This window comes from Limosilactobacillus sp. (genome assembly GCF_051873035.1).
Taxonomy (GTDB): Bacteria; Bacillota; Bacilli; order Lactobacillales; family Lactobacillaceae; genus Limosilactobacillus.
In genome coordinates this window covers 15071-38278 of the sequence record NZ_JBJEEL010000052.1, presented here as the reverse complement: position 1 = coordinate 38278, position 23208 = coordinate 15071, and the positions used below count along the sequence as shown (strand labels likewise).

At 48.3% G+C, this 23208-nt stretch carries 20 protein-coding genes; 10 read left to right on the top strand and 10 right to left on the bottom strand.

From position 1 onward, the window contains the following. Window positions 1-82: 82 nt before the first annotated feature. The 6 genes from lepB to jag all read right to left on the bottom strand — a co-directional run bounded on the left by lepB (window position 83) and on the right by jag (window position 8770). Window positions 83-688 (bottom strand): signal peptidase I, encoded by a 606-nt coding sequence (lepB, locus tag ACI31H_RS05105; protein WP_439770913.1) that lies wholly within the window; start codon window positions 686-688, stop codon window positions 83-85. Between the two features lie 12 nt (window positions 689-700). Next, complete coding sequence (locus tag ACI31H_RS05100) at window positions 701-2251, bottom strand: UDP-N-acetylmuramoyl-L-alanyl-D-glutamate--2,6-diaminopimelate ligase (RefSeq protein WP_439770912.1); 1551 nt, start codon at window positions 2249-2251, stop codon at window positions 701-703. Between the two features lie 134 nt (window positions 2252-2385). Further along, window positions 2386-4302, bottom strand: a complete 1917-nt coding sequence (gene asnB, locus ACI31H_RS05095) for an asparagine synthase (glutamine-hydrolyzing) (RefSeq protein ID WP_439770911.1) — start codon at window positions 4300-4302, stop codon at window positions 2386-2388. A 174-nt stretch (window positions 4303-4476) separates the two neighbouring features. Then, window positions 4477-6423: a tRNA uridine-5-carboxymethylaminomethyl(34) synthesis enzyme MnmG gene (gene mnmG / locus ACI31H_RS05090; protein WP_439770910.1), complete on the bottom strand. Its 1947-nt coding sequence runs from the start codon at window positions 6421-6423 to the stop codon at window positions 4477-4479. A gap of 8 nt (window positions 6424-6431) precedes the next feature. Further along, window positions 6432-7820: a tRNA uridine-5-carboxymethylaminomethyl(34) synthesis GTPase MnmE gene (gene mnmE / locus ACI31H_RS05085; protein ID WP_439770909.1), complete on the bottom strand. Its 1389-nt coding sequence runs from the start codon at window positions 7818-7820 to the stop codon at window positions 6432-6434. A 143-nt stretch (window positions 7821-7963) separates the two neighbouring features. Continuing rightward, window positions 7964-8770, bottom strand: coding sequence for an RNA-binding cell elongation regulator Jag/EloR (gene jag, locus ACI31H_RS05080; RefSeq protein WP_439770908.1), 807 nt, complete (start codon window positions 8768-8770; stop codon window positions 7964-7966). Window positions 8771-8982: 212 nt separating this feature from the next. On the opposite strand from jag, the gene ACI31H_RS05075 reads away from it, so the two are divergent. Continuing rightward, complete coding sequence (locus ACI31H_RS05075; protein ID WP_439770907.1) at window positions 8983-9708, top strand: gamma-glutamyl-gamma-aminobutyrate hydrolase family protein; 726 nt, start codon at window positions 8983-8985, stop codon at window positions 9706-9708. Between the two features lie 101 nt (window positions 9709-9809). Here the strand turns inward: ACI31H_RS05075 and yidC are convergent, their stop codons facing one another. The 3 genes from yidC to rpmH all read right to left on the bottom strand — a co-directional run bounded on the left by yidC (window position 9810) and on the right by rpmH (window position 11265). Next, a complete protein-coding gene (yidC, locus tag ACI31H_RS05070) occupies window positions 9810-10589 on the bottom strand; it encodes a membrane protein insertase YidC (protein WP_439770916.1) in 780 nt (259 codons plus the stop codon). A gap of 69 nt (window positions 10590-10658) precedes the next feature. Further along, entirely contained in the window at window positions 10659-10997 is a 339-nt protein-coding gene (gene rnpA, locus ACI31H_RS05065; protein WP_439770906.1) for a ribonuclease P protein component, read from the bottom strand. Between the two features lie 133 nt (window positions 10998-11130). Beyond that, window positions 11131-11265, bottom strand: coding sequence for a 50S ribosomal protein L34 (rpmH, locus tag ACI31H_RS05060; RefSeq protein ID WP_003665227.1), 135 nt, complete (start codon window positions 11263-11265; stop codon window positions 11131-11133). Window positions 11266-11751: 486 nt separating this feature from the next. On the opposite strand from rpmH, the gene dnaA reads away from it, so the two are divergent. The 9 genes from dnaA (at window position 11752) to rpsR (ending at window position 21822) form a co-directional block, all read left to right on the top strand. Then, window positions 11752-13059: a chromosomal replication initiator protein DnaA gene (dnaA, locus tag ACI31H_RS05055; RefSeq protein WP_439770905.1), complete on the top strand. Its 1308-nt coding sequence runs from the start codon at window positions 11752-11754 to the stop codon at window positions 13057-13059. Between the two features lie 175 nt (window positions 13060-13234). Beyond that, a complete protein-coding gene (dnaN, locus tag ACI31H_RS05050) occupies window positions 13235-14377 on the top strand; it encodes a DNA polymerase III subunit beta (protein ID WP_439770904.1) in 1143 nt (380 codons plus the stop codon). Window positions 14378-14602: 225 nt separating this feature from the next. Further along, a complete protein-coding gene (yaaA, locus tag ACI31H_RS05045) occupies window positions 14603-14824 on the top strand; it encodes a S4 domain-containing protein YaaA (RefSeq protein ID WP_439770903.1) in 222 nt (73 codons plus the stop codon). A 7-nt stretch (window positions 14825-14831) separates the two neighbouring features. Continuing rightward, the gene (recF, locus tag ACI31H_RS05040) at window positions 14832-15956 is read left to right on the top strand and encodes a DNA replication/repair protein RecF (RefSeq protein WP_439770902.1); all 1125 of its coding nucleotides are present in this window, start codon (window positions 14832-14834) and stop codon (window positions 15954-15956) included. After that, the gene (gene gyrB, locus ACI31H_RS05035; RefSeq protein WP_439770901.1) at window positions 15953-17899 is read left to right on the top strand and encodes a DNA topoisomerase (ATP-hydrolyzing) subunit B; all 1947 of its coding nucleotides are present in this window, start codon (window positions 15953-15955) and stop codon (window positions 17897-17899) included. Before recF ends, gyrB begins: the two co-directional genes overlap by 4 nt. 31 nt (window positions 17900-17930) lie before the next feature. Continuing rightward, window positions 17931-20447 carry a DNA gyrase subunit A gene (gene gyrA, locus ACI31H_RS05030; RefSeq protein WP_439770915.1) on the top strand — a complete coding sequence of 839 codons (2517 nt, stop codon included), beginning with the start codon at window positions 17931-17933 and terminating at the stop codon, window positions 20445-20447. A gap of 190 nt (window positions 20448-20637) precedes the next feature. After that, complete coding sequence (rpsF, locus tag ACI31H_RS05025) at window positions 20638-20934, top strand: 30S ribosomal protein S6 (RefSeq protein WP_289559356.1); 297 nt, start codon at window positions 20638-20640, stop codon at window positions 20932-20934. Window positions 20935-20969: 35 nt separating this feature from the next. Then, window positions 20970-21554: a single-stranded DNA-binding protein gene (gene ssb / locus ACI31H_RS05020; protein ID WP_439770900.1), complete on the top strand. Its 585-nt coding sequence runs from the start codon at window positions 20970-20972 to the stop codon at window positions 21552-21554. A 31-nt stretch (window positions 21555-21585) separates the two neighbouring features. Continuing rightward, window positions 21586-21822 carry a 30S ribosomal protein S18 gene (rpsR, locus tag ACI31H_RS05015; protein WP_003665240.1) on the top strand — a complete coding sequence of 79 codons (237 nt, stop codon included), beginning with the start codon at window positions 21586-21588 and terminating at the stop codon, window positions 21820-21822. A 107-nt stretch (window positions 21823-21929) separates the two neighbouring features. Here rpsR and ACI31H_RS05010 read toward each other — a convergent pair whose 3' ends face one another. Then, window positions 21930-23120, bottom strand: coding sequence for an MFS transporter (locus ACI31H_RS05010; protein WP_439770899.1), 1191 nt, complete (start codon window positions 23118-23120; stop codon window positions 21930-21932). Between the last annotated feature and the right edge of the window lie 88 nt (window positions 23121-23208).

Genomic DNA, 23208 nt, shown 5'->3' with positions numbered 1-23208 from the left:
GCAATTCATCACGTCCTTAAAAGGTCGTGTCTTCTTGCCCAAATTCAATAAAAAAACTGGGAAGATTTCCCAGTTTTTTTATTTACTTATCGTAGTAGTGTTGCCACTCTTTATTAATATTTTGTCGGGTGGTCTTGTTTCCAGACCAGGATGGAACCTTGACGACCCCATCGATCTTTCCCTTCGGTACAAAGCCCCAGTAACGACCATCATTTGAAACGCTCCGGTGATCCCCCAGGACAAAGTATTCACCCTTCGGTACCCGTGACGTTCCACTATGCTTAAGCCAACTATTTTGAACAGAAACGCTCTTCAGCGTCCAGTCCCCGGTACCGGCCTTCCGCTGGTCCATGCTGATGTAGCTTTGGTTAACCTTCTTACCATTAACGTAGATGTTACCGTTTTGAGACTTTACCGTATCACCAGGGACCCCGATTACCCGCTTAACGTAGTTAGTCCGTTGGGCAACCTGGGGGTCAACCCCATTGGCATTAAAGACTACAACGCTACCACGGTGAATCTTAGCTGTTTTCAAACAGAGAACCCGCTCGTTATTTACCAGGTTCGGTTCCATCGACGGACCGTCCACCCGAACAATCTGAAATACAAACTGTTTAATCAGTAGTGCAATTAACAAACCAATGACAATTGGAACAATCCAACTCATTGTTTCTCGAAATGCTTTCATGCTGCGCCTCTCTTACTTTTCAATTTTTTGGATGTAATCCGCTGCGATTTTACTATCGGTAGCGTAGGGAGTATCAACACCCTTAACCTTTTGATAGGGGTCTTCCCCTTTACCAGCTAAGACTACAATATCACCATTTTGGTTGGCGTCAATTGCCGCTTTGATTGCGGTCGGCCGGTCCATGATGTATTGGACCTCCCCCACCTGGTCATGGTCAATATGGGAGTTTATTTCCCGGGCAATATCCATTGGATCCTCGTAGCCGGGATCGTCGGTCGTCAAGATAATCCGGTCCGGATGCTCTTCCGAAAGGGCCTTACCAAAGCCCTGGCGACGGGAGATTCCCTTATCCCCGGTGGCCCCCAGTACTACCGTTACTTTACCGGCATCGGTTTGCCGCTTCAAAAAGGCCAGCAGCCGCTTGAGACTCGCATAGTTATGGGCATAGTCAATGTAAATTGTCCCGTGCTGCTTGGTCCGCTGCATCTCCATCCGGCCCTTGATGTGAACGTGGTTGAGGGTGGTCAGGGCATCAGCCGCACTGGCACCTACTAGGCCGGCTGCAATGATGGCTGCAACGGCGTTCCCCTCGTTGTAATCACCAGGTACACTGGTCGTGTAACGCTGGTTTAACTGTAACTGCGTAGCCTTAGTTGAACAAGCGGTTAGCTCAAATTCGCTTTCGTGAAGATCTTCCAGGTCATTACGGTACTCAAAATCAACGGACACCCCCTCTGGCAGGTCCAACTTGGCCCCGTGGCGGGCAAAGAGATAGATGTTTTCCGGTTGGGTGGTTGCCTTCGCCGCATAGTAAACATCAGTAAAGTGGGCCGTTTCCGCATTGATTACACAGGTTTGCGAGTTTACCAGCAGCTGTTCCTTACAGTGAAGGTAGTCCGCAAAGGTGGGGTGCTCGTTGCGCCCGATATGGTCAGGTGAAATGTTTAAAAAGACACCGACATTAAAGTGGAGCCCAAAGGTCCGGAACTTCTTGTAGGCCTGTGAGGAGACCTCCATTACCAGGTGGGTCATCCCATTATTAACCGCCACCCGCATATCGTGGAAGAGGTCCAACGACTCTGGCGTGGTCAAATCTGATTTAAACCGGTCCCCCGGCTGGTTACCTAAAACCCGGTCCAGGGTTGAGAAAAGAGCGACGTGCTTGTCCGTCGTCTGGCTCAAGATATGATCCGCAAAGTAGGCCGTCGTTGTTTTTCCTTTGGTCCCCGTAATGGCAATAATCTGTAAGTCATTTTGAGGGAAGCCGTAAAAGGCGGCACCAAGGAGGGCCATCGCCTTTTGTTCGTTATTTACAATAATTGCGGGCAGGTCGCCACCGGTTGCGTATTCTTGTTCAGCAACATACGCGACGGCGCCCTTCTCCTTCGCCATGGCTAGGTACTTCGGTAAGAAGTTCCCCTTGCAGAAGAACAACGTTCCTGGCGTTACCTTCCGTGAATCGTAAGACACGTTGCTAGCAGTAAAATCAGTTAAGTTCTTGGTATGATCCAATAAATGATGCTCGCGCAATAACGTTAGTGCAGGCGTAACATGCAATTCCATATGTTATTGACCCCTCTTGATTTTCTCTCTTAAAACTCTATTATTTCATTTTTTATTATAAATGTGAATACACGAAGCAAAAAAGGCCCCGGTGTCGGCCATCGCCGTACACTGGAGCCTCCGCTTACTTGTGACTATGCCTCGGTCGTTGCCCGGGCCTTATCAATTCCTGATTCATCAGGTTTAAAGTTATCAATGAAGTACAGCTTGTACCAAGTTAAGAAGGTGTAAACCGTCCAGATCTTCCGCCGACCATCGATCTTACCGGCAAAGTTATCATCCGCCAGCTTCAATAGCTTTTCTTGGTCGAAGAATTCCTTGACGAAGTCTTGTTCAAACATCTTCCGCACAACTTCGTAGTACTTCTTTTCATGTAGCCATTCCCGAACTGGGGTTGGGAAACCAAGCTTTGGCCGGGTTGCCCATTCTTCTGGTAGGTGCCGGTTAGCCGCCATCCGGAATGCCCACTTTGTTCCCTTGTAGTTAAAGAGGTAGTCCGTCGGTGTCTTTTCGGCAACTTCCATAACCTTCTTATCCAAGAGTGGTACCCGAATTTCAACTGAGTTTGCCATACTCATCTTATCGGCCTTTAGACAAATATCACCAGGCATGAAGCGGTGTAAGTCCACGTATTGCTTCTTTGCGACCTCGTTCATGTCCTTCTTTTCGTCACACTTGTCATATAGTGGCTTGAGTAGGTCCGTAATCGATGGGCCGTCTTGGTATTCCGGCTTCAGATATTCATTTGCCTCAGCCGGACTAAAGATGTAGGCCTGGCCGATAAAGGTATCCCGCGCTGGTGCCAGGTTCCGGTATAAGTGCTCAGAACCGTGGAATTGCTTACCTTCTAGCCACTCACCAAGCCGGTACCGCTTTTCCTTTGGCAACTTCTTCAACTGGTCGGTTACCCACCGAATAAACTTAACCTTAGTGTTAAAGCCGTATGCCGTGTAACCGGCGAATAATTCATCCGCCCCTTCACCCGACAGGAGGGCCTTGTAGCCATTATCCTTGGCCAGCTTGTTTAAGAAATACAGCGGTACTACGGATGGGTTGGAATCAGGTTCATCTAAGTAGTATTGAATCAACGGGAAGGTCTTAAACGCTTCTTCATCCGTTAACAGCTTGTCGGTATTCTTAAGGTCTAATTTAGCTGCCAGTTCCCGTGCCTGCTTCGTTTCGTCGTAGCCACTGTCAAACCCAATTGAGAAGGTGTTATCTGGCCGCAAAAGCGCGGTAACCAGACTGGAGTCCACCCCGGCAGAGAGGAAGGAACCAACCTTGATCCCCTTATCCGCAAAGGCGTGGGCCTTAACTGAGTTCTTGACCACATCGTCAATTTTATCAACGGCCTGGTCGAAGGTTTCCTTTTCAGGTTCAAAGTCTTCGTCCCAGTACTGGTGCATTTCAAATTGACCATCCTTATAAGTGAAGTAGTGGGCCTCTGGGAGACGGTAAACTCCCTTAAAGAAGGTCTCTTGGGTGACGTTATACTGGAAGGTCATGTAAGACTTCAAGGCCCGCTTATTGAGCTCCATTTCAAAACTCGGGTGGTCCAGGAAGGACTTAATTTCAGACCCCACAAAAAAGGTCCCGTTCATGTGGGCATAGTAAAGAGGCTTAATGCCAAAATGATCCCGGGCACCGAACATTTCCTTCTTCTTGGTATCCCAAATGATAAAGGCAAACATTCCCCGTAACTTTTGTAGAATCTCTTTACCCCATTCTTCATAACCGTGCAGGATAACTTCCGTATCGGCATGGGTCGTGAAGGTGTGGCCCTTTTCAATTAGCTCCGCCCGGAGCTCTTCAAAGTTGTAAATTTCACCATTAAATTCAATGATCTTTGATTGGTCTTCGTTAAAGATCGGCTGGTTACCAGACTTCACATCAATGAAGCTGAGCCGCCGGAAACCAAGGGCAACGTCGTCATCCACGTACTGCCCTTCCGCATCGGGGCCCCGGTGAATAATTCGATCCTTCATTTTTTTGATTAAAGTATCTTTTAATTGTGGTTTTTCGTTATCAACAAACGCAACAATTCCACACATTACAAAGTTCCTCTTCTTTCCCTAGATTTTTAAACCGGATAATAAAACTCGAACCTAAATTATAACATATCCCGACCGTTTTCACTAAGGATCGGTCACTCCTTAAGTAGAAATTTAAAAATAAAGTTATGACTAGGTCCACTGTGAATCCGCCATAACTTATTTCCCGGGTAATTATTTTTGGTGGTCCTTCTTCGAGAACTTACCTTGACGGATGTAAACACTTAAGATTGCCAGGTCCGCCGGGTTAACCCCGGAAATACGGGAGGCCTGGGCGAGTGTTTCTGGCCGAATCTTTTCCAGCTTTTGCCGTCCTTCTGTGGCCAGGCCATCAATATCCTCGTAGTCGATATCGTCCGGAATCCGCTTAGCTTCCATCCGCTTCATCCGTTCAACCTTTTGCTCTTCCTTCTTGATGTAACCAGCGTACTTAAGTTGGATTTCCACCTGTTCCACCACGTGCCGGTCGAGTTTTTCGGCCGGTGCTGGAATAAATTGTAATAATGTCTGGTAGTCAACGTAAGGCCGCTTGATAAGGTCGGCAGCGGTAACGGCGTCCTTCAGGCGGTTGTCGCCATGCGCTTCAATGAAGTCATTGATCTCTTGGTCACTAGGCTTAAACTTGATTGCCTTTAGGCGGGCAATTTCCGTCGCTACCTGGTGCTTCTTATTTTCCATCTTGGCCAGGCGTTCATCGCTTACCAGGCCGACCGCGTGCCCCTTTTCCATCAACCGGAAGTCAGCATTATCGTGGCGGAGGATCAGCCGGTATTCTGCCCGACTGGTCAACAGACGGTAGGGTTCCTTAGTGCCCTTAGTAACCAGGTCATCAATCATTACCCCAATGTAGGCATCGGACCGCCCTAAGACGAACGGACCCTTACCCTGGGCACGCAGGCCGGCATTAATCCCGGCAATTAGGCCTTGACCGGCGGCCTCTTCGTAACCAGAACTACCATTTGTCTGGCCAGCGGTGTAGAGGTTCTTGACCAGCTTGGTTTCCAACGTCGGGTGCAGTTGGTAAGGAGCCACCACATCGTATTCAATTGCGTATCCTGGCCGCATTAACGAAGCATTTTCCAGCCCCTTAATGGAGTGAACAATCTTTTGCTGAACTTCCTCTGGCATGGAAGTTGACACCCCATCGAGGTAGTATTCGTCGGTGTCACGCCCTTCTGGTTCCAAAAAGACCTGGTGCCGCGGCTTGTCAGCAAACCGAACGATCTTATCTTCGATTGATGGGCAGTAACGTGGACCAACCCCCTTAATTACCCCGGAAAACATCGGGGCCCGGTTTAGGTTGGCCCGGATAATCCCATGGGTGGTCTGGTTAGTGTAAGTTAACCAGCAGGCCAACTGGTCGGTCACTGAAATATATTGGCTGTCCGGGGTATCAAAGCTAAAGTGGTGCGGTGCCTCATCCCCAGGTTGTTCTTCCGTTTCATCAAAGTTAATTGTGTTCCCGTTAACCCGCGGTGGCGTCCCGGTCTTAAACCGTTCCAAGTCAAAGCCAAGGTCCTCCAAGTTCTCCGACAGTTTAACCGCCGACTTGGAGTTATTAGGGCCAGATTGGTACTGTAATTCACCGATGATAATCTTACCCCGGGCCGCGGTCCCGACCGTCAGCACCACTGCCTTAGCATGGTAACGGGCACCGGTGTTGGTAACGACCCCCTTGCAGACGCCATCTTCAACGATCAACCGGTCAACCGTTGCCTGACGAAGGGTGAGGTTTGGTTCCCGTTCCATCGTCAGCTTCATTTGCCGGTGGTAAGCATGCTTATCGGCCTGGGCCCGCAATGCTCGAACCGCTGGACCCTTACCGGTGTTAAGCATCCGCATTTGAATATAGGTCTTATCGATGTTGTGACCCATTTCGCCACCAAGGGCGTCAATTTCCCGGACAACAATTCCCTTGGCCGGTCCCCCCACGGACGGGTTACATGGCATAAAGGCTACCATTTCCAGGCTGATCGTGACCAAGAGTGTCTTATTTCCCATCCGGGCCGCGGCCAGTGCCGCTTCACTACCGGCATGCCCGGCACCAACGACGATGACGTCGTAGTCGCCGCCCTCGTAGTCGACGGCGGTTGATGTTTTTAATGATTCACTTGACTTCACGTTTTTCCCTACTTTCCTAAACAGAATTGACTAAAGAGCTGGTCTAGCAACTCATCTTGGTATGAGTCACCGGTAATTTCACCAAGGAGGTCCCAACAACGGGTCATATCGATCTGGACCAGGTCAACTGGCATCCCATCGTTGATCCCCTTTAAAACATCAGAGAGGGCGTCATTCGCCCGGTGGAGCAGACCGATGTGGCGGGCGTTAGTGACCATGACGTTGTTTTGACTACTTTCGATTCCTTCGTCAAAGAACATGGTGTTAATCCGGTCGCCCAGCTGGTCCATCCCCTCGTGCTTAACGATTGAGGTTTTAATCAGCGCATCTGCACCGACTAGCTGCTTGAGTTCCTCTAGGTCGACCTTAGTCGGCAGGTCGGTCTTGTTTAAAATTACGATCCGCTGCTTACCCTTAGTGGCATCCAGTAATTCCCGGTCCTCAGCCGTCAGTGGAGCGGAACTATCAATCAACAAGAGGATCAAATCCGCTGCATCCAACGCCTTTTTACTCCGCTCGACCCCAATCTTTTCGACGGTATCGTCGGTATCACGAATCCCCGCCGTATCGATTAACTTTAATGGTACTCCGTTGACGTTCACGTACTCTTCAATGACGTCCCGGGTCGTGCCGGCTACGTCGGTAACGATCGCCTTATCCTCATGAAGTAGTGAGTTTAGCAAGCTCGACTTACCAACATTTGGCCGCCCGATGATGGCCGTTGCCAGGCCTTCTCTTAATACTTTTCCTTGCTTAGCGGTCTTTAATAGGGACTGAATTCGTTGTTGAATATCGATGGCCTTTTCCTTAAGCATCTTAGTAGTCATTTCTTCGACCGCGTCGTATTCGGGATAGTCAATGTTAACCTCAACCTGGGCCAGGACATCCAAAATATCCTTACGCAGGCGCCGGATTAACCGTGACAGATCCCCATCCAGCTGGTTTAACGCCACCTTCATCGACTTATCCGTCTTCGCCCTAATCAGGTCCATTACCGCTTCGGATTGTGACAGGTCAATTCGACCATTAAGAAAGGCCCGTTTGGTAAACTCACCCGGCTCGGCCATCCGGGCACCGTAGCTTAACACCAGCTGGAGGATCCGGTTAGTTGCCAACAGCCCCCCGTGACAGTTGATCTCGACGACGTCTTCACAGGTATAAGTATGCGGGGCCCGCATCACCGAAACCATCACCTCATCGACTTCCTCATTAGTTTCAGGGTCAATGATGTGGCCGTAGTTAATCGTGTGACTGGCGACTTTTTCCAAATCTTTGCCCTTGTAAATTTTTTCTACTACCGGCAGTGCGTCTTCACCACTGACCCGGATAATCGAAATTCCCCCTTCGCCAACCGGAGTTGAGATTGCCGCAATGGTGTCATTTTCGCTATTTGCCACTCTTCAATGCTCCTTTCAATAAAAAAAGTGCTAGTCCACGTCAGCATCTGCAAACATGGTCAAAGCACTTTCACTACTTTAACAACTCAATTTTTGTAATCGCCCATATTCTAAATTCTTCACCGCCAAAAGTCAATCATTAACTAATCACGCGGTGCAATTACGACACTCCGGTAGGGTTCCCGGCCGTGGGAATAGGTCCGCACATGGCTATTACCTTCCAGTTCCTGGTGCAGTTGCTTCCGTTCCCGAGCCGGCATGGGGTCCAGGTAAACCGCCTGCCCACTCGCAACAACTTCCGTAACGGACCGCTCGGCAATTTCATGCAGGGCCTGCCGCCGCCGTTGACGATAGTTAGACGTATCCAAAATTACCCGGGTTTTCGGCGCACCATGGTAGTTCATAAAGGCTGCGCTAACCTGTTCTAGGGCGTTAATCCGTTGACCATGGTGACCGATAACCCGCCCAGAATTAGGGGTCTTAATATCAATTGCAATGGCGTGGGCTTCTACTTTGGTAATTTCTGGATTGGTCTTGATTCCCAACTCGTGGAAAATCTTTTTAAGGTAGACCGTTAGCTGCTGACCGGCATTCCGGGTATGACGAACATTGGCCTCATGCCGGGCAGCGATTACGGCTGGATCTTCTTCCCCGCCCCGTTTACCATCATTAGTCGGTACGACAACTGCCTTACCAACCGGTGCCTGCGTGTCATGCGGCTTAACCTTGGGGGTAGTTTTCTTAGTCGTTGCGGTGACCGTGGTTTGGTTCTGTTTTACGATTGGCGGTTTAACCGTCGCTTCAATTTTAGCCGGGCGCCGACCAATGCCTAAAAATCCCCGCCGTGGTTGATCAATTATTTCGACCTTTAATTCCTTTTCCGGTTTATGTAGGGACTGGCTAGCCAGTTGAATCGCTTCTCGCACTGTCTTACCCGTATAAACTACCATGTCGTATTTCCTCCCGAAACTAATTTTCCTTTTCCAGGATACCACTTTCCGGAAAATTAGTTTCCATTGCCGCCCAAATTATCACTGGCTGCCAGCGCATAACTAGTAAATATTAGGTCCAAACTGGTCAACAGACTACGGGCTTCCCTACTTTATTTCTTGTAATCGACCATGAGAATTGTTAAATTCTAATTAGAAAAAGGAGGATGCCCATGCGACCACGAATTGCGATTCCCGCTGATACCCTAACCGAAGCAACCAATATTATCAATAAACGTAATGCAGCATTTGCCCCACGGCCGTTAATTGAAGCAGTCGTTAAATCGGGCGGTCTCCCGGTCATCTTACCCAGTGTCGATGATGAGCTTACTGCCGACTACCTGGACCTTTTTGACGGCGTCATCTTCGCCGGGGGCGCAGATGTTGACCCAACCTTCTTCCATGAAGAACCCCACCAACGACTTGGTGCCACCTATCTTAAACGGGACCTCTTTGAAATTAGCCTACTAAAAAAGGCCCTCGCGGCTAATAAGGCAGTAATGGGGATCTGCCGGGGGATGCAGCTTATCAACATCGGCCTCGGCGGGTCGGTCTACCAGGATCTTTCCGAAGATCCGCGCCAAACGCTCAAACATAACCAAGCGGCGCCCGGTAACCTGCCGTCGCACCACGTTACCGTAAAAAAAGACAGCCGGCTCTTTAAGCTAGTTGGCCGCCGCCCCTACGTTAATTCCCGCCACCACCAGGCCCTCTACAAGATCGCTCCAGGGCTTGTGGTTACCGCGGTGGCGGATGATCAGGTTCCCGAGGCGGTGGAATCTATAGCTAACGACCAAATCCTCGCTGTCCAGTGGCACCCCGAAAACATGTTTAAACACTATCAATACTCACAAAAGCTCTTCGCCGACCTGATTAACCGGGCCGCCAGTCGCCAGTAAAAATACCTTTCACGGTATTTGGTGAACAAAAGAAGTTAAAACAATCGGGCTCAAGTATTCGGATAAATCTGAATACTTGAGCCCGATTTGCTTTTATTTAACTACTTCCGCCGACTTTGGTAAGCACGACGCTTGGCCTTGGCCAGCTTACGTTTCCGTGCTTTTTCGGCCCGTTGCTTTTCTTCCCGTTCGCGCCGAATCTTAAATGGATTCTGGATTAAGAGGGTTTGAACAACCTGGAAGGCGTTTGATACAACCCAGTAAAGGGTAATTGCTGATGAAAAACCTAATGCCATGAAGAAGACCATGATCGGCATAAACCATGTCATCACCGTCGTCATGCTGTTTCTTTCCGGCATTGACGCCATTGACAGCCATGAACTAATAAAGGTAAAGACGGCCGCCAAAATTGGCATTACGTAGTACGGGTCGGTATGCCCTAGTTGCAGCCACAGGAAGGTCCCGTGCCGCAATTCCGGTGTCCGCCAGATTGCCTGATACAGGGCCCACATGATTGGTAACTGGATAACCAACGGCAGCATCGATGCCATTGGGTGCACACCAGCTTCCCGGTAAATCTTTTGGGTTTCTTCCTGCATCTTCATCATGGAATCCCGGTCCCGTGATGAGTACTTCTGCTGGATGGCCTTTAACTGTGGTGCCACTTCCTGCATCCGCATCATAGATCTAGTCTGGTAAAACATCAGCGGTAGCAACAATACCCGGATGATGATCGTAAAGATAATGATCCCCATCCCGTAGCCACCAGTATGGTTAGAAAGCCAGATAATAAACTGCGAAAAGTTATAAACAATGTAGTGGTCCCACAAACCGGTGCTATGACTATTAACCGGTTTATTAGAACAAGCGGCCAGCAGCATCGTCAGGCTGGCGATTGCCGCTAAACTAAGGGCTTTTTTCTTCTTTTTCACGCTATTGTTCCTCACTTTTTACTTAATTAACTTGGCCAATTTTAAAGCATGGACCAAGTTTTTCTTTGTCTCTGCCATCTCAAGGCCATCAGCAGCCGGGCGGGCAATCACTAGAAAATCAACATCCGACCGTAATTGGGGCTTAACTTCCAAGAGCGTTTGCCTGACCCGCCGCTTCACCCAGTTGCGGTGAACCGCATTACCAATCTTTTTACCAACGGAAATTCCGACCCGAAAGTGTTTCTGACCTGGTTTTTCCATCTGGTAAATAATGAACTTATGGTTAGCGACGGAATTGTGGGTTTCAAAGACCCGCTGAAATTCACTTTCCTTTTTTACTCGGTATGACTTTCTCATGATGTCTAATCTCCAGCCTTATTCATTAGATATGAAAAAAAGGGGCGGCAAACAACAACGCCAACGATCGTTGCTCGCTGAATTGCTTGCCCGCCCTCTACAATAAAAAAAGCCACTGTAACAGTGGCCGTGGTTATGCAGATAATACTTTTCTGCCCTTTTGACGCCGACGTGCTAATACCTTACGGCCGTTACTGGTGCTCATGCGCTTACGGAAGCCATGGACACGTGCACGGTGACGCTTCTTTGGTTGAAACGTGCGCTTCATGCGTTTGCACCTCCTCGATTATCGATGGTTTGTTTCTTTTCTTTCTTCAAACATACTTTGGAAGTATAACATACTTTTGCCAATTATTAAATGGCAAAAAAATATTTAAACTTTTTAGTTATCCACAGAAAGTGCGAAACAATCCACAGCGGTGTGTAAATTCCCACTACCGGCTGACCTTTTGCACAGCCTTTTACCCGTGCCATCCCCATATTCACAGTCTGTGATTAAAGTTATCCACAGGGTGGGATAACTTGTGCAAAACTTTGCTAAAGCCCGTGCTAATCGGGCTGACTTATCCACAGGCACTTGTTAATTATCATTTTCAATCGCTTCTTATCCACCATTTCCCCAGTCTGCTAAACGATTTACACACAGAGTTGTGTAAATTTTTTAGCTTTATCCACTAGCCTGTGGAAAACTATTTTAGACAATGATAAAATACCGGTTGGACTTATATATTTAGTATACCTAGGAGGAATTATTTTGACTGAGCTCGATTCTCTGTGGGAAGCGATCCAAAATTCTTTTCGTCAATACACCGGCCAGGTGACTTTTGACAATTTTATTGCTCCGGCAAAACCGATTTCTCTCTCGCAAACCCGTCTAGAAATTGAATTACCGACGCCAATGCATCGCGATTTCTGGAATAAGAATCTAACGGAAAAGCTCAAAGAGTATGTTCAGCGTGAACTGGGCCGCTCAATTGAGCCTATTTATGTTCTCGCGGGAGAAAACCAATCGCCAACCCCAACTGTTTCTTCAACCCCCGCTGCCAATATTCCATTAAACCCCTACTACAATTTCGAAACCTTTGTGGTCGGTGATGGTAATAAGATTGCCCATGCCGCAGCCCTTAACGCTGCCGAACGACCGGGTTACATGAACCCCCTCTTTATCTATGGTGGAGTGGGACTCGGTAAGACGCACTTAATGGAAGCGATCGGGAACTACATGTTAAAAATTAACAAGAATGCCCGGGTAAAGTACGTCACCAGTGAAGAATTTACGAACGACTTCATTAATTCTATTCAAAAGCGGACAACCGAACAATTCCGTGAAGAATACCGGAACCTCGACCTACTATTAATCGACGATATCCAATTTCTGGCCGACAAGGAAGGTACCCAAATTGAGTTTTTCAACACCTTCAACACCCTCTATGATCAGCAAAAACAGATCGTAATGACCAGTGACCGGATGCCGCGTGAAATACCGGAATTACAGGACCGGTTGGTTTCGCGTTTTATGTGGGGAATGCCCGTTGAAATCACGCCACCCGACCTCGAAACCCGGATTGCGATCCTACGAAGTAAGGTCGAAGAAGACCATATTGATATTGGTAATGACACTTTAAATTATATTGCCGGTCAGATTGATACCAACGTCCGTGAACTGGAGGGGGCCCTTACCAAGGTCCAAGCCTACGCTGACCTTAGTAACGAAATCATTACCCCCCACCTTGCTTCGCGGGCTTTAAAGGATTTTCGGCACTCGAGTAAACGGCAAATTACGGTGGCGGACATCCAAAAGCAGGTGGCGTCATTTTACAACATTACCCAGACCGATATTATTGGTAAAAAGCGGGTTAAGCAAATTGTAATGCCCCGGCAAATCGCAATGTATTTGACCCGGGAGTTAACTGACTTTTCACTGCCGAAAATCGGTAAGGAGTTCGGGGGTAAAGACCACACCACCGTCCTCCACGCGATTGATAAAATTGAGGCCTCACTTAAGGACGACCAAAAGCTGCGTCAAGATATTCACAAGCTTAAAGACCAACTTAACGATTAGCTGTGGATAAGTGACGACTTTATTCCCAGACTTATCAACAAGTTATCAACAGGTGGAAAAGCATGATATCATAGGGTCAAGTTAGTTTTCCACAAGATTAACAGCCCCTACTACGACTACTAATTTTAAACTATAAAATATATTTATATATAAGCGTACAAAGGAGTGTCATTCCATGAATTTCACAATCAACCGACCTGCATTTATTAGTCAATTGAATAATGTCTTACGAGCAATTTCATCCAAAACCACCATTCCAATCCTAACTGGATTAAAAATGGTCGTGGACCAAGACAAAATCACCCTAACTGGTAGCAACTCTGACATTACGATCGAAAGTGTTATTGATGCCAGCAACGAGGACTACGGACTAGAAGTTAAAGAACCAGGTGCCATTGTGTTACCTGCCCGGTTCTTCAGTGAAATTGTTAAGAAACTGCCTGATCAGCAAGTAACCATTGAAGTTACAAACGGCTTCCAGGCTGAAATTACGTCCGGGACGGCCAAGTTCCAAATCAACGGGCAAGACGCCAGCAACTTCCCCCACCTACCAGAAATTGAAACTGAAAACACCATTAGTTTGGCAAATGATGTCTTAAAGGAAGTCATTCGGCAAACCGTAATTGCTGTTTCAAAACAGGAAAGCCGTCCGATCCTGGCCGGGGTGCACTTTACCCTAAAGGATGGGCTTTTGACGGCCGTGGCCACGGATAGTCACCGCCTTGCCCAGCGAAAGGTAGCGTTAGAAAACGTGGACGCCGGGATCAGCTTTGACATTATTATCCCGGGTAAGAGCTTGGACGAGCTATCAGGGATGATCAGTGACACGGATGAAGAGGTCAAGGTGCAGGTAAGTGAGAACCAGGTTCTCTTTATCTTTGGTAATACCCACTTCTATTCCCGGCTACTAGAAGGGAATTATCCGGAAACCAGTCAACTGATTCCAACGACGGCCGATACGACGGTGGAATTAGAGGCCGGCAACTTCCTGGCTTCAATTGAGCGGGCCTCGTTGCTTTCCCACGAAAGTCGTAATGACGTTGTTAAGCTAACCCTGCAACCTGCTTCTAACCGGGTACAAATCAGTAGTGATTCGCCAGATATCGGGACGGTTCAAGAAGAAGTGGCCACGACGGCCCTTGACGGACAGGACCTGGAAATTTCCTTTAACCCGAACTACATGAAGGATGCCCTGCGTTCGTTTGGTCAGGCGACGATTAAGATTTCCTTTACTTCACCATTACGGCCGTTTACCCTGGTTCCGACTGAAGATACTGAAAACTTTGTTCACCTAATTACGCCGGTACGAACTTTCTAAAGTCACGGTCAAATTAACTTGTGAAAAAGCACCCACCACATTTCGTGGTTGAGTGCTTTTTCTTTTCTTGAATTCGGATGAAATGAACTTATTTGGTCAATAGGCCGTTTTTTGCCTATTTTGATAAAAACGGCTTCAGAAAGTTAGACCGGCTGAGAGGGGCTAACAACGGAAATTAGCTTGTGCTTGTGATATAATAGATAGAGTAAAGTAGGTGAAATAGAAGTGGAAACGAAAAAAGTAATAATTGACCGGCCGTTTATCACCCTCGGTCAGTTGCTAAAGGAAGAGGCTATCATTCCAACGGGTGGCGCTGCTAAGTGGTACTTAAAAGAAAATACCGTCTTAGTTAATGGTGAACCAGATAACCGGCGCGGCCGTAAACTTTATCCGGCCGATGAAGTAACCCTACCCGATTCCCAGAAACTAGTTATCGAAGGCAAGTAGATCAGAAATGATTCTGACGGAGTTACATTTACACCATTTTCGTAACTATGAAGAGCAGACCGTTCACTTTGCACCCGGAGTGAACGTTTTAATTGGTCATAATGCCCAGGGTAAGACCAATATGCTAGAGGCCATCTACACACTCTCGTTAACGCGGAGTCACCGGACCACCAATGATCGGGAACTGATTAACTGGCAAGAAGACACAGCGACGATCAGCGGGGTCGTTCAAAAGGCGACTGGTAAGGTACCACTAGAATTACAATTTACAAAAGCGGGAAAACGGGCCAAGGTTAACCACCTCGAGCAGGCCCGTCTTTCTTCGTACATTGGGCAACTAAATGCGATTTTATTCGCTCCAGAGGACCTCTCGCTGGTGAAGGGGGCCCCGGCGATCCGACGGCGGTTTATGGATATGGAATTTAGTCAGATGAGTAGTAAGTACCTCTATGATGCAAGTCAGTACCGTTCCTTACTCCGGCAGCGGAATAAATACCTGAAGCAGCTAAAGTATGGACAACAGCATGACCAGGTCTTGCTGGATGTTTTATCTGACCAGTTGGCGGCGTACGGTGCAGAAGTAGTGGTGGCCCGGTACCGCTTTTTAAAGCAGTTAGAGAAGTGGGCAGCAACTCTGCACTACCAGATCTCATTGAAGGCAGAAAAGCTACACCTGGTTTACGCCACCCAGCTAAAAGTGACGGATGAGACGACGGTCGATGCTGCTTACCAGCAACTATTAAAGATCTACCAAGAGAATAAGCCACGGGAAATCGAACAGGGGAGTACCATGTTTGGTCCGCACCGTGATGACCTGCGCTTCATAGTAAATGGGAAGAATGTGCATTCTTTCGGTTCGCAGGGGCAGCAGCGAACAACCGCCCTCGCCGTTAAGCTAGCAGAGATTGACCTGATGAAAGAGCAGACGGGTGAATACCCGCTACTGTTACTGGATGATGTTTTGTCAGAACTCGATACGATCCGGCAAACTCACCTATTGACGGCGATTCAAGACAAGGTCCAGACCTTTTTGACGACGACCAGTCTCAGCGATGTTGCCCGGCAGCTGATCAACGAACCGACGATTTTTAATATCCAAAATGGGACTTTGACTAAGGAGGAAACAAAGTGAGCGACGAACAAAAAGAAACGAAAGCACAACGGGCTAGCGAATATGATGCTAGTCAGATCCAGGTTTTAAAGGGACTGGATGCCGTGCGGAAGCGTCCGGGGATGTATATTGGCTCCACCTCGGCTCAAGGACTTCACCACCTGGTATGGGAAATTGTCGATAATGGTATTGATGAAGCGCTGGCTGGTTTCTGTGACGAGATTAACGTGGAAGTTAATCCTGATAACAGTATTACGGTCCGCGATAATGGACGGGGGATCCCAGTTGATATCCAAGAACAGACTGGTAAGCCGGCTTTAGAGACTGTCTTTACCGTTCTGCACGCTGGTGGTAAGTTCGGCGGTGGCGGTTATAAGGTTTCCGGTGGTCTTCACGGTGTGGGGGCTTCCGTTGTCAATGCCCTCTCCACCGAGTTGGACGTCAAGGTTACCCGGCAAGGCAAACGTTATTACATGGACTTTGACCATGGTCATGTTAAGACGGCTATGAAGGTGATTGGCGAAAACATTCCGGAAGACCAACACGGGACAACTGTCCACTTTAAGCCGGATCCGGCGATCTTCCGGGAGACGACCACTTACAACATTAAGACCCTGACGAACCGCTTACGGGAACTGGCCTTCTTGAACAAGGGCCTGAAGATTACGATCGAAGATAAGCGGGACGAACAGCCATCGCGGCAGGAATTCCACTACGAAGGTGGGATTCGCCACTACGTTGACTTCTTGAATGAAGACAAGACGACCCTGTTTGAACCACCGATTTATGTCGAGGGGAAGGAAAATGGGATTACCGTTGAAGTCTCACTTCAGTATACCGATTCCTACCGGAGCGAACTGCTGACCTTTACGAACAACATTCATACCTACGAAGGTGGGACCCACGAAACCGGGTTTAAGATGGCCCTGACGCGGGTAATCAATGACTATGGTCACAAGGCGGGCCTGTTAAAGAGCAACGAAACCCTTTCTGGGGATGATGTGCGGGAAGGGTTAACCGCGGTCGTTTCGATTAAGCACCCCGACCCGCAGTTTGAAGGACAGACCAAGACCAAGCTTGGTAACTCGGATGCCCGGACGGCGACTGACCACGTGTTCGCGGCAACCTTTAACCGGTTCTTACTGGAACACCCAGACGAAGCTAAGCAGATTATCGAAAAGGGACAATTAGCATCTAAGGCCCGGGTAGCTGCTAAGCGCGCCCGTGAAGTTACGCGAAAGAAGAGTGGGCTTGAGATTTCCAACCTACCGGGGAAACTTGCCGATAATACCAGTAAGGACCCTAATATTTCTGAATTATTTATCGTCGAAGGGGACTCTGCCGGTGGTTCAGCTAAGCAAGGGCGGTCCCGGCTGACCCAAGCGATTTTGCCAATCCGGGGAAAGATCTTAAACGTGGAAAAGGCCACGCTTGACCGGGTCCTGGCCAATGATGAAATTCGGTCGCTCTTTACGGCTTTGGGGACTGGTTTTGGTGACGACTTTGATATTACTAAGGCCAACTACCACAAGCTGATTATCATGACCGATGCCGATGTCGACGGGGCCCACATTCGGACCTTGCTTTTGACCCTGATTTACCGCTTTATGCGGCCAATGATTACCCACGGTTATGTTTACATTGCCCAGCCGCCGCTATACCAAGTTCGGCAGGGTAAATTCGTTAAATATATTGAGTCAGATGAAGAACTAGAGCAGGTAGTCAGTTCACTTCAACCGAGCCCGAAGCCGGTTATTCAACGGTACAAGGGGCTGGGTGAAATGGATGCGGAACAGCTGTGGGAAACCACGATGGATCCAGAAAACCGGCACTTACTCCGGGTTCAACTCGACGACGCTGAGCAGGCTAACAAGATTTTCCCAATGCTGATGGGAACTAAGGTTGGTCCGCGGCGGGACTTCATCGAGCAGAACGCGAAGTTTGTTGAAAACCTTGACCTGTAATTGATAAGGAGGAACGACTTTGGCAGAAGACATGTCAAATAATCGAATTACGGACGTCAAACTGACCAGCCAGATGAAAAATTCATTCTTGGATTATGCCATGAGTGTAATTGTTTCCCGGGCCTTGCCAGATGTACGTGATGGGTTAAAACCCGTTCAGCGGCGGATCCTGTACGGGATGAATGAATTAGGGGTTACCCCCGAAAAGCCGTACAAAAAGTCCGCCCGGATTGTCGGGGACGTCATGGGGAAGTTCCACCCCCATGGGGACTCCTCAATTTATGAAGGACTAGTCCGGATGGCGCAGGACTTTAGTTACCGTTACATGCTAGTAGACGGGCACGGTAACTTCGGTTCGGTCGATGGTGATAGTCCAGCCGCCATGCGGTACACCGAAGCACGGATGAGTAAAATTGCCGTGGAAATGTTGCGTGATATCAACAAGGATACGGTTGACTTTACGCCTAACTATGACGGCACGGAAAAGGAACCCGCGGTCTTACCCGCTCGCTTCCCGAACCTCCTTGTCAACGGTGCCTCAGGGATTGCCGTGGGGATGGCTACCAATATTCCAACCCATAATCTGGGTGAAGTAATTAGTGCGATCCACATGCTGATGAAGAACCCGGACGTAACGATTCCAGAGTTGATGAAGGTTTTACCCGGCCCCGATTTTCCAACCGGTGGTGTTGTCATGGGTAAGGCTGGTATCCGCAAGGCCTATGAGACCGGCCGGGGCAGCATTATTGTGCGGGCCAAGGTTGACATTGAAGAGCAAAAGAACGGCAAGCAGCGGATCATTGTCCACGAGATTCCGTACATGGTTAACAAGGCTAACTTGATTAGTCGGATCGCGGACCTAGCCCGGAACAAGGAAATCGATGGTATTACCGATGTTAACGATGAAACCGACCGGGATGGGATGCGGATTGTAATCGATGTTCGTCGGGATGCCAGTGCTGAGGTTATCCTCAACAACCTTTACAAGATGACCCTGATGCAAACGACCTTCAACTTCAACATGTTGGCAATTGTCAACGGGGCACCGAAGATTTTGAGCCTAAAGGAAATTCTCCAGTACTACCTGGAACACCAAGAAGACGTTGTCCGGCGGCGGACGGAATTTGACCTGAAGAAGGCGCAAAACCGTCTCCACATCGTTGAAGGGCTCCGGATTGCACTCGACCATATCGATGAGATCATTAACATCATCCGGCAATCCCAGACCAGTGAAGTGGCCAAGAGTCAGTTGATGAACAACTATGGTCTGTCTGACCGGCAATCGCAGGCCATCCTGGATATGCGGCTAGTCCGGTTGACTGGTTTGGAACGGGAAAAGATCGAAGCCGAGTATCAGAAACTAACTACTGCTATCGCTGACTACAAGGATATCTTGGCTCACAAGGAACGGATTAACCAGATCATCTATGATGAACTGGTAGAAATCCAAAAGAAGTTCGGCGACAAGCGGCGGACGGAGCTCCAGGTTGGTGATATTACCAACATCGAAGACGAGGACTTAATCGAAGAACAAGATATCATCGTCACCTTGACCCATAACGGCTACATCAAGCGGCTACCGGTAGATGAGTTTAAGTCCCAGCACCGTGGTGGTCGTGGTGTTAAGGGGATGGGAGTTCATAACGACGACTTTATTGAGCAACTGATTTCTAGTTCGACCCATGACCTCCTCCTCTTCTTCACTAATTCCGGAAAGGTTTACTCCATGAAGGGGTACGAGATTCCTGAATATGGCCGGGCTGCCCAAGGGATCCCGATCATTAACCTGCTCAACATTGATAGTAAGGAGAAGATTAGCGCCGTTATTAATGTTTCACATGAAACAAATGATGATGACAAGTTCCTCTTCTTCACAACTAAGCAGGGGACCGTTAAGCGGACGCCCGTACCAGAGTTTAAGAACATCCGGAGCAATGGCTTAAAGGCAATCAACCTCCATGAGGGTGACGAACTGATGGAAGTCAACGTGATTGATGACCAACAGACGATGATTATCGGAACCCATCATGGGTATGCCCTGACCTTTAATTCGTCCGTTGTCCGGTCAATGGGTCGTGGCGCGGCCGGTGTCCGGGGAATTCGTCTCCGTGATGACGACTACGTTATCGGTGCCGCACCGCTGAACAAGACCGACAACGTTCTGGTAATTAGCGAAAACGGCTTTGGAAAGCAAACACCAGCGACTGAGTACCCCGTCAAGGGCCGTGGTGGTCTCGGGGTTAAGACCGTTAACGTGACTAAGAAGAACGGACCGCTGGTCGGGATGACGACAGTGTCCGGCGATGAAGACATCATGCTGGTTACCGACCAGGGAGTCATTATTCGTTTCGGCATCGAGAGTGTTTCGCAAACCGGTCGTTCAGCCGTGGGGGTTCACCTGATTAAGATGGACAACGGCGCTAAGGTTGCCACGATGGCTAAGGTCGAAAAAGAGGACGACAGTGACGATGAATCCACAGGGGATGAAGCCACTGACCAGGCCCCAACTAGTACATCTGCAAGTGGATCTGAAAAAGATCCCGAATAAAAAAGACTAAATCCTGAGTTCTGCGTATTTATTAAGTGACCGCAAAACTCAGGATTTGTCGTTATTCGAACCTTGTTTTAAAACCATATCTATGCTATATTTTATATCTGTGAGTATACGTACAGACGTCTACTCTCCTTGTTCTTCTATATCTTAGAAGAGCCAGAGTCCATAAGGAGGTGTAACATTCATGGAAACACGTAAATATGAAATTACTTACATCATTCGTCCTGATATTGAAGAATCAGCAAAGAGCGAACTGGTTGACCGGTTCGACAAGGTGCTGACGGACAATGGTGCAAACATCGCTGAATCAAAGGACTGGTCTACTCGTCGCTTTGCTTACCCAATCAACAAGTACACTGAAGGTACTTACCACGTAGTTACTTTGACTACTGATTCTGACGAAGCATTAAACGAATTTGACCGTCTTTCCAAGTTCAGTGACGACATCCTACGTCACATGATCGTTAAGCTTGATGCTTAATTAGATTGTCAATTATATAGAGAGGAGAACGATCGATGATTAATCGTGCAGTCTTAACTGGGCGTTTAACGCGTGATCCTGAGTTGCGGTACACTACTAGCGGAACAGCCGTGGTTTCTTTTACCCTGGCTGTTGACCGGCAATTCCGGAACCAAAACGGGGACCGGGACGCTGACTTTATCAACTGCGTCATTTGGCGGAAGTCCGCGGAAAACTTCAGTAACTTCACTCATAAGGGTTCACTAGTGGGGATCGAAGGGCGGATTCAAACCCGAAACTACGAAAACCAACAGGGAAACCGGGTCTACGTAACTGAAGTAGTAGTTGACAACTTCGCATTGCTTGAACCCCGGCAACAAAATAACGGGATGAATCAGGGCGGCCAGCAACAACCATTTAATAATGGCAGCAATCAACCGTTTGGTGGTCAACCTCAACAACAATTCGGCGGTGGTCAACCGCAGACTAACAATGCTCCTCAAGGAAATCCATCATCTAACAACGGCTTTGGCGGCAGTAATCCTGCCAACCCAGCCAACGATGCGCCATTCTCCACCGGCAGTGATAATAATGACGGTGAAAAGAAGATTGACGTTTCTGATGATGAATTACCATTCTAAATTAATTTTTACCAGATAGGAGGGTAATTTCATGGCACAACAACGTCGGGGCGGACGTCGTCGTCGTAAGGTCGACTTCATCGCCGCTAACCACATCGAATACATCGATTACAAAGATACTGACTTATTACGTCGGTTCATTTCTGAACGGGGTAAGATTTTACCACGTCGGGTCACTGGTACCAGTGCCAAGAACCAACGTAAGTTAACCATCGCTATCAAGCGTGCACGGATCATGGGTCTTTTGCCATTCGTTGCTGAAGACTAATTCGTGAGAGGGTTTAAAATAATTAAAACCTCATAAATACAAATAGGCGTCAAGCATTCGTCTTCTTCGAATGCTTGACGCCTATTTGTGTACTAGCCAAAATTTCTTTATTGTGCTCGGTGGTCAAAGTTAATCTTGGCTAGGATAAAGGCCAGACCGGTCGCAATTAGGCAGTAAATAAGAGAGTTCCAGCCGAGACTCGTCAGCCCCCAGTGCTTAAGAACCTGGCCGGCGCTGATTGAAGCTAATGCAATTCCGACATTGTAAAAGATTGCACTCAGCGTGGAGGCGAGCATGATGGCAGTGGGGTATTTATGGTTGGCGAGGTTGAGAAAAAAGACCTGGATGGGGGAGCCGAAAAGGTTGACGGTGTAGCCGAGGATCACCAACAGCAGGCTTCCGCTCCACCGGTAATTCATGAAAAAACTAAATAGGATTAGTAGGAGTAGGTTGCCGATATAAATTGGCCGCAGGGTCTTAAAACCACCCTTCGCCGCAATTTTCCCGGATGTTTGGCTGGCCAGGATATCGATGACACCAAGAATAAGGAGAAAAATGCTCAGTTGGTTGGCGCTAAAGTGAAGGGCCTGCCGGATTAAGGGACGAATATAGGTGTAGTAGCCATACAGGGTCGCGGCAGCACAAATGACGAAGAAAATGCCAACCCAAACTTGGCGATCTTTCAATAAGACCAGCTGGGTGCGGTAATTACCAGCTTCTCCCGCTAAGTCACGGGGGAGAAATAGCAGGGCAATTAGGGTCGCTAGCGCGGTAATAATGGCGACCATAATAAAGGCGTCTTGCCATCGCCAGTGGTTAGCGATAATGGTACCGATGGGAACCCCGATGACGGATGCAAGGCTAAAGCCAGTGTAGACATAGGCAATTGCCATGGCGCGTTTGCGGGGATCCTGTGTTAACTGATAAGCAATTACCGAAAGGAGCGACTCGATCATCCCCGCAACGGACGCGGTAATGATCCGGGAAAAAAGAAAGATAGGTAGGGTTGGTGAGCAGGCACTCAGGATGGTACCTAGTAGGAAGATAAGTAGCATTCCCATTAGGAGGTAATACTTATTAAAATGGTTGGTTCCCAGGGCCACCAGTGGGGTCACGATGGCGTAAGTCCAGGCAAATGCCGCGACGAGCCAGGAAATCTGTCCCAGTGACTCATGGTAGGTTCCCGCAATTAAGGAAAGGTTCCCGACAACCATAAATTCGTTACATCCCAGCATGAACGAGATGAGGATAAACATCAAAAGTAAGATATGAAATTGATGAGTAGTAAGTTCTTTCACCGTTCGGTCTCCGTGATTCTATAGCGTTCTTATAACTATTTTACAACTGTTAGTAATATATCAAAATAAGCTAAGCCGAACGGCGAGT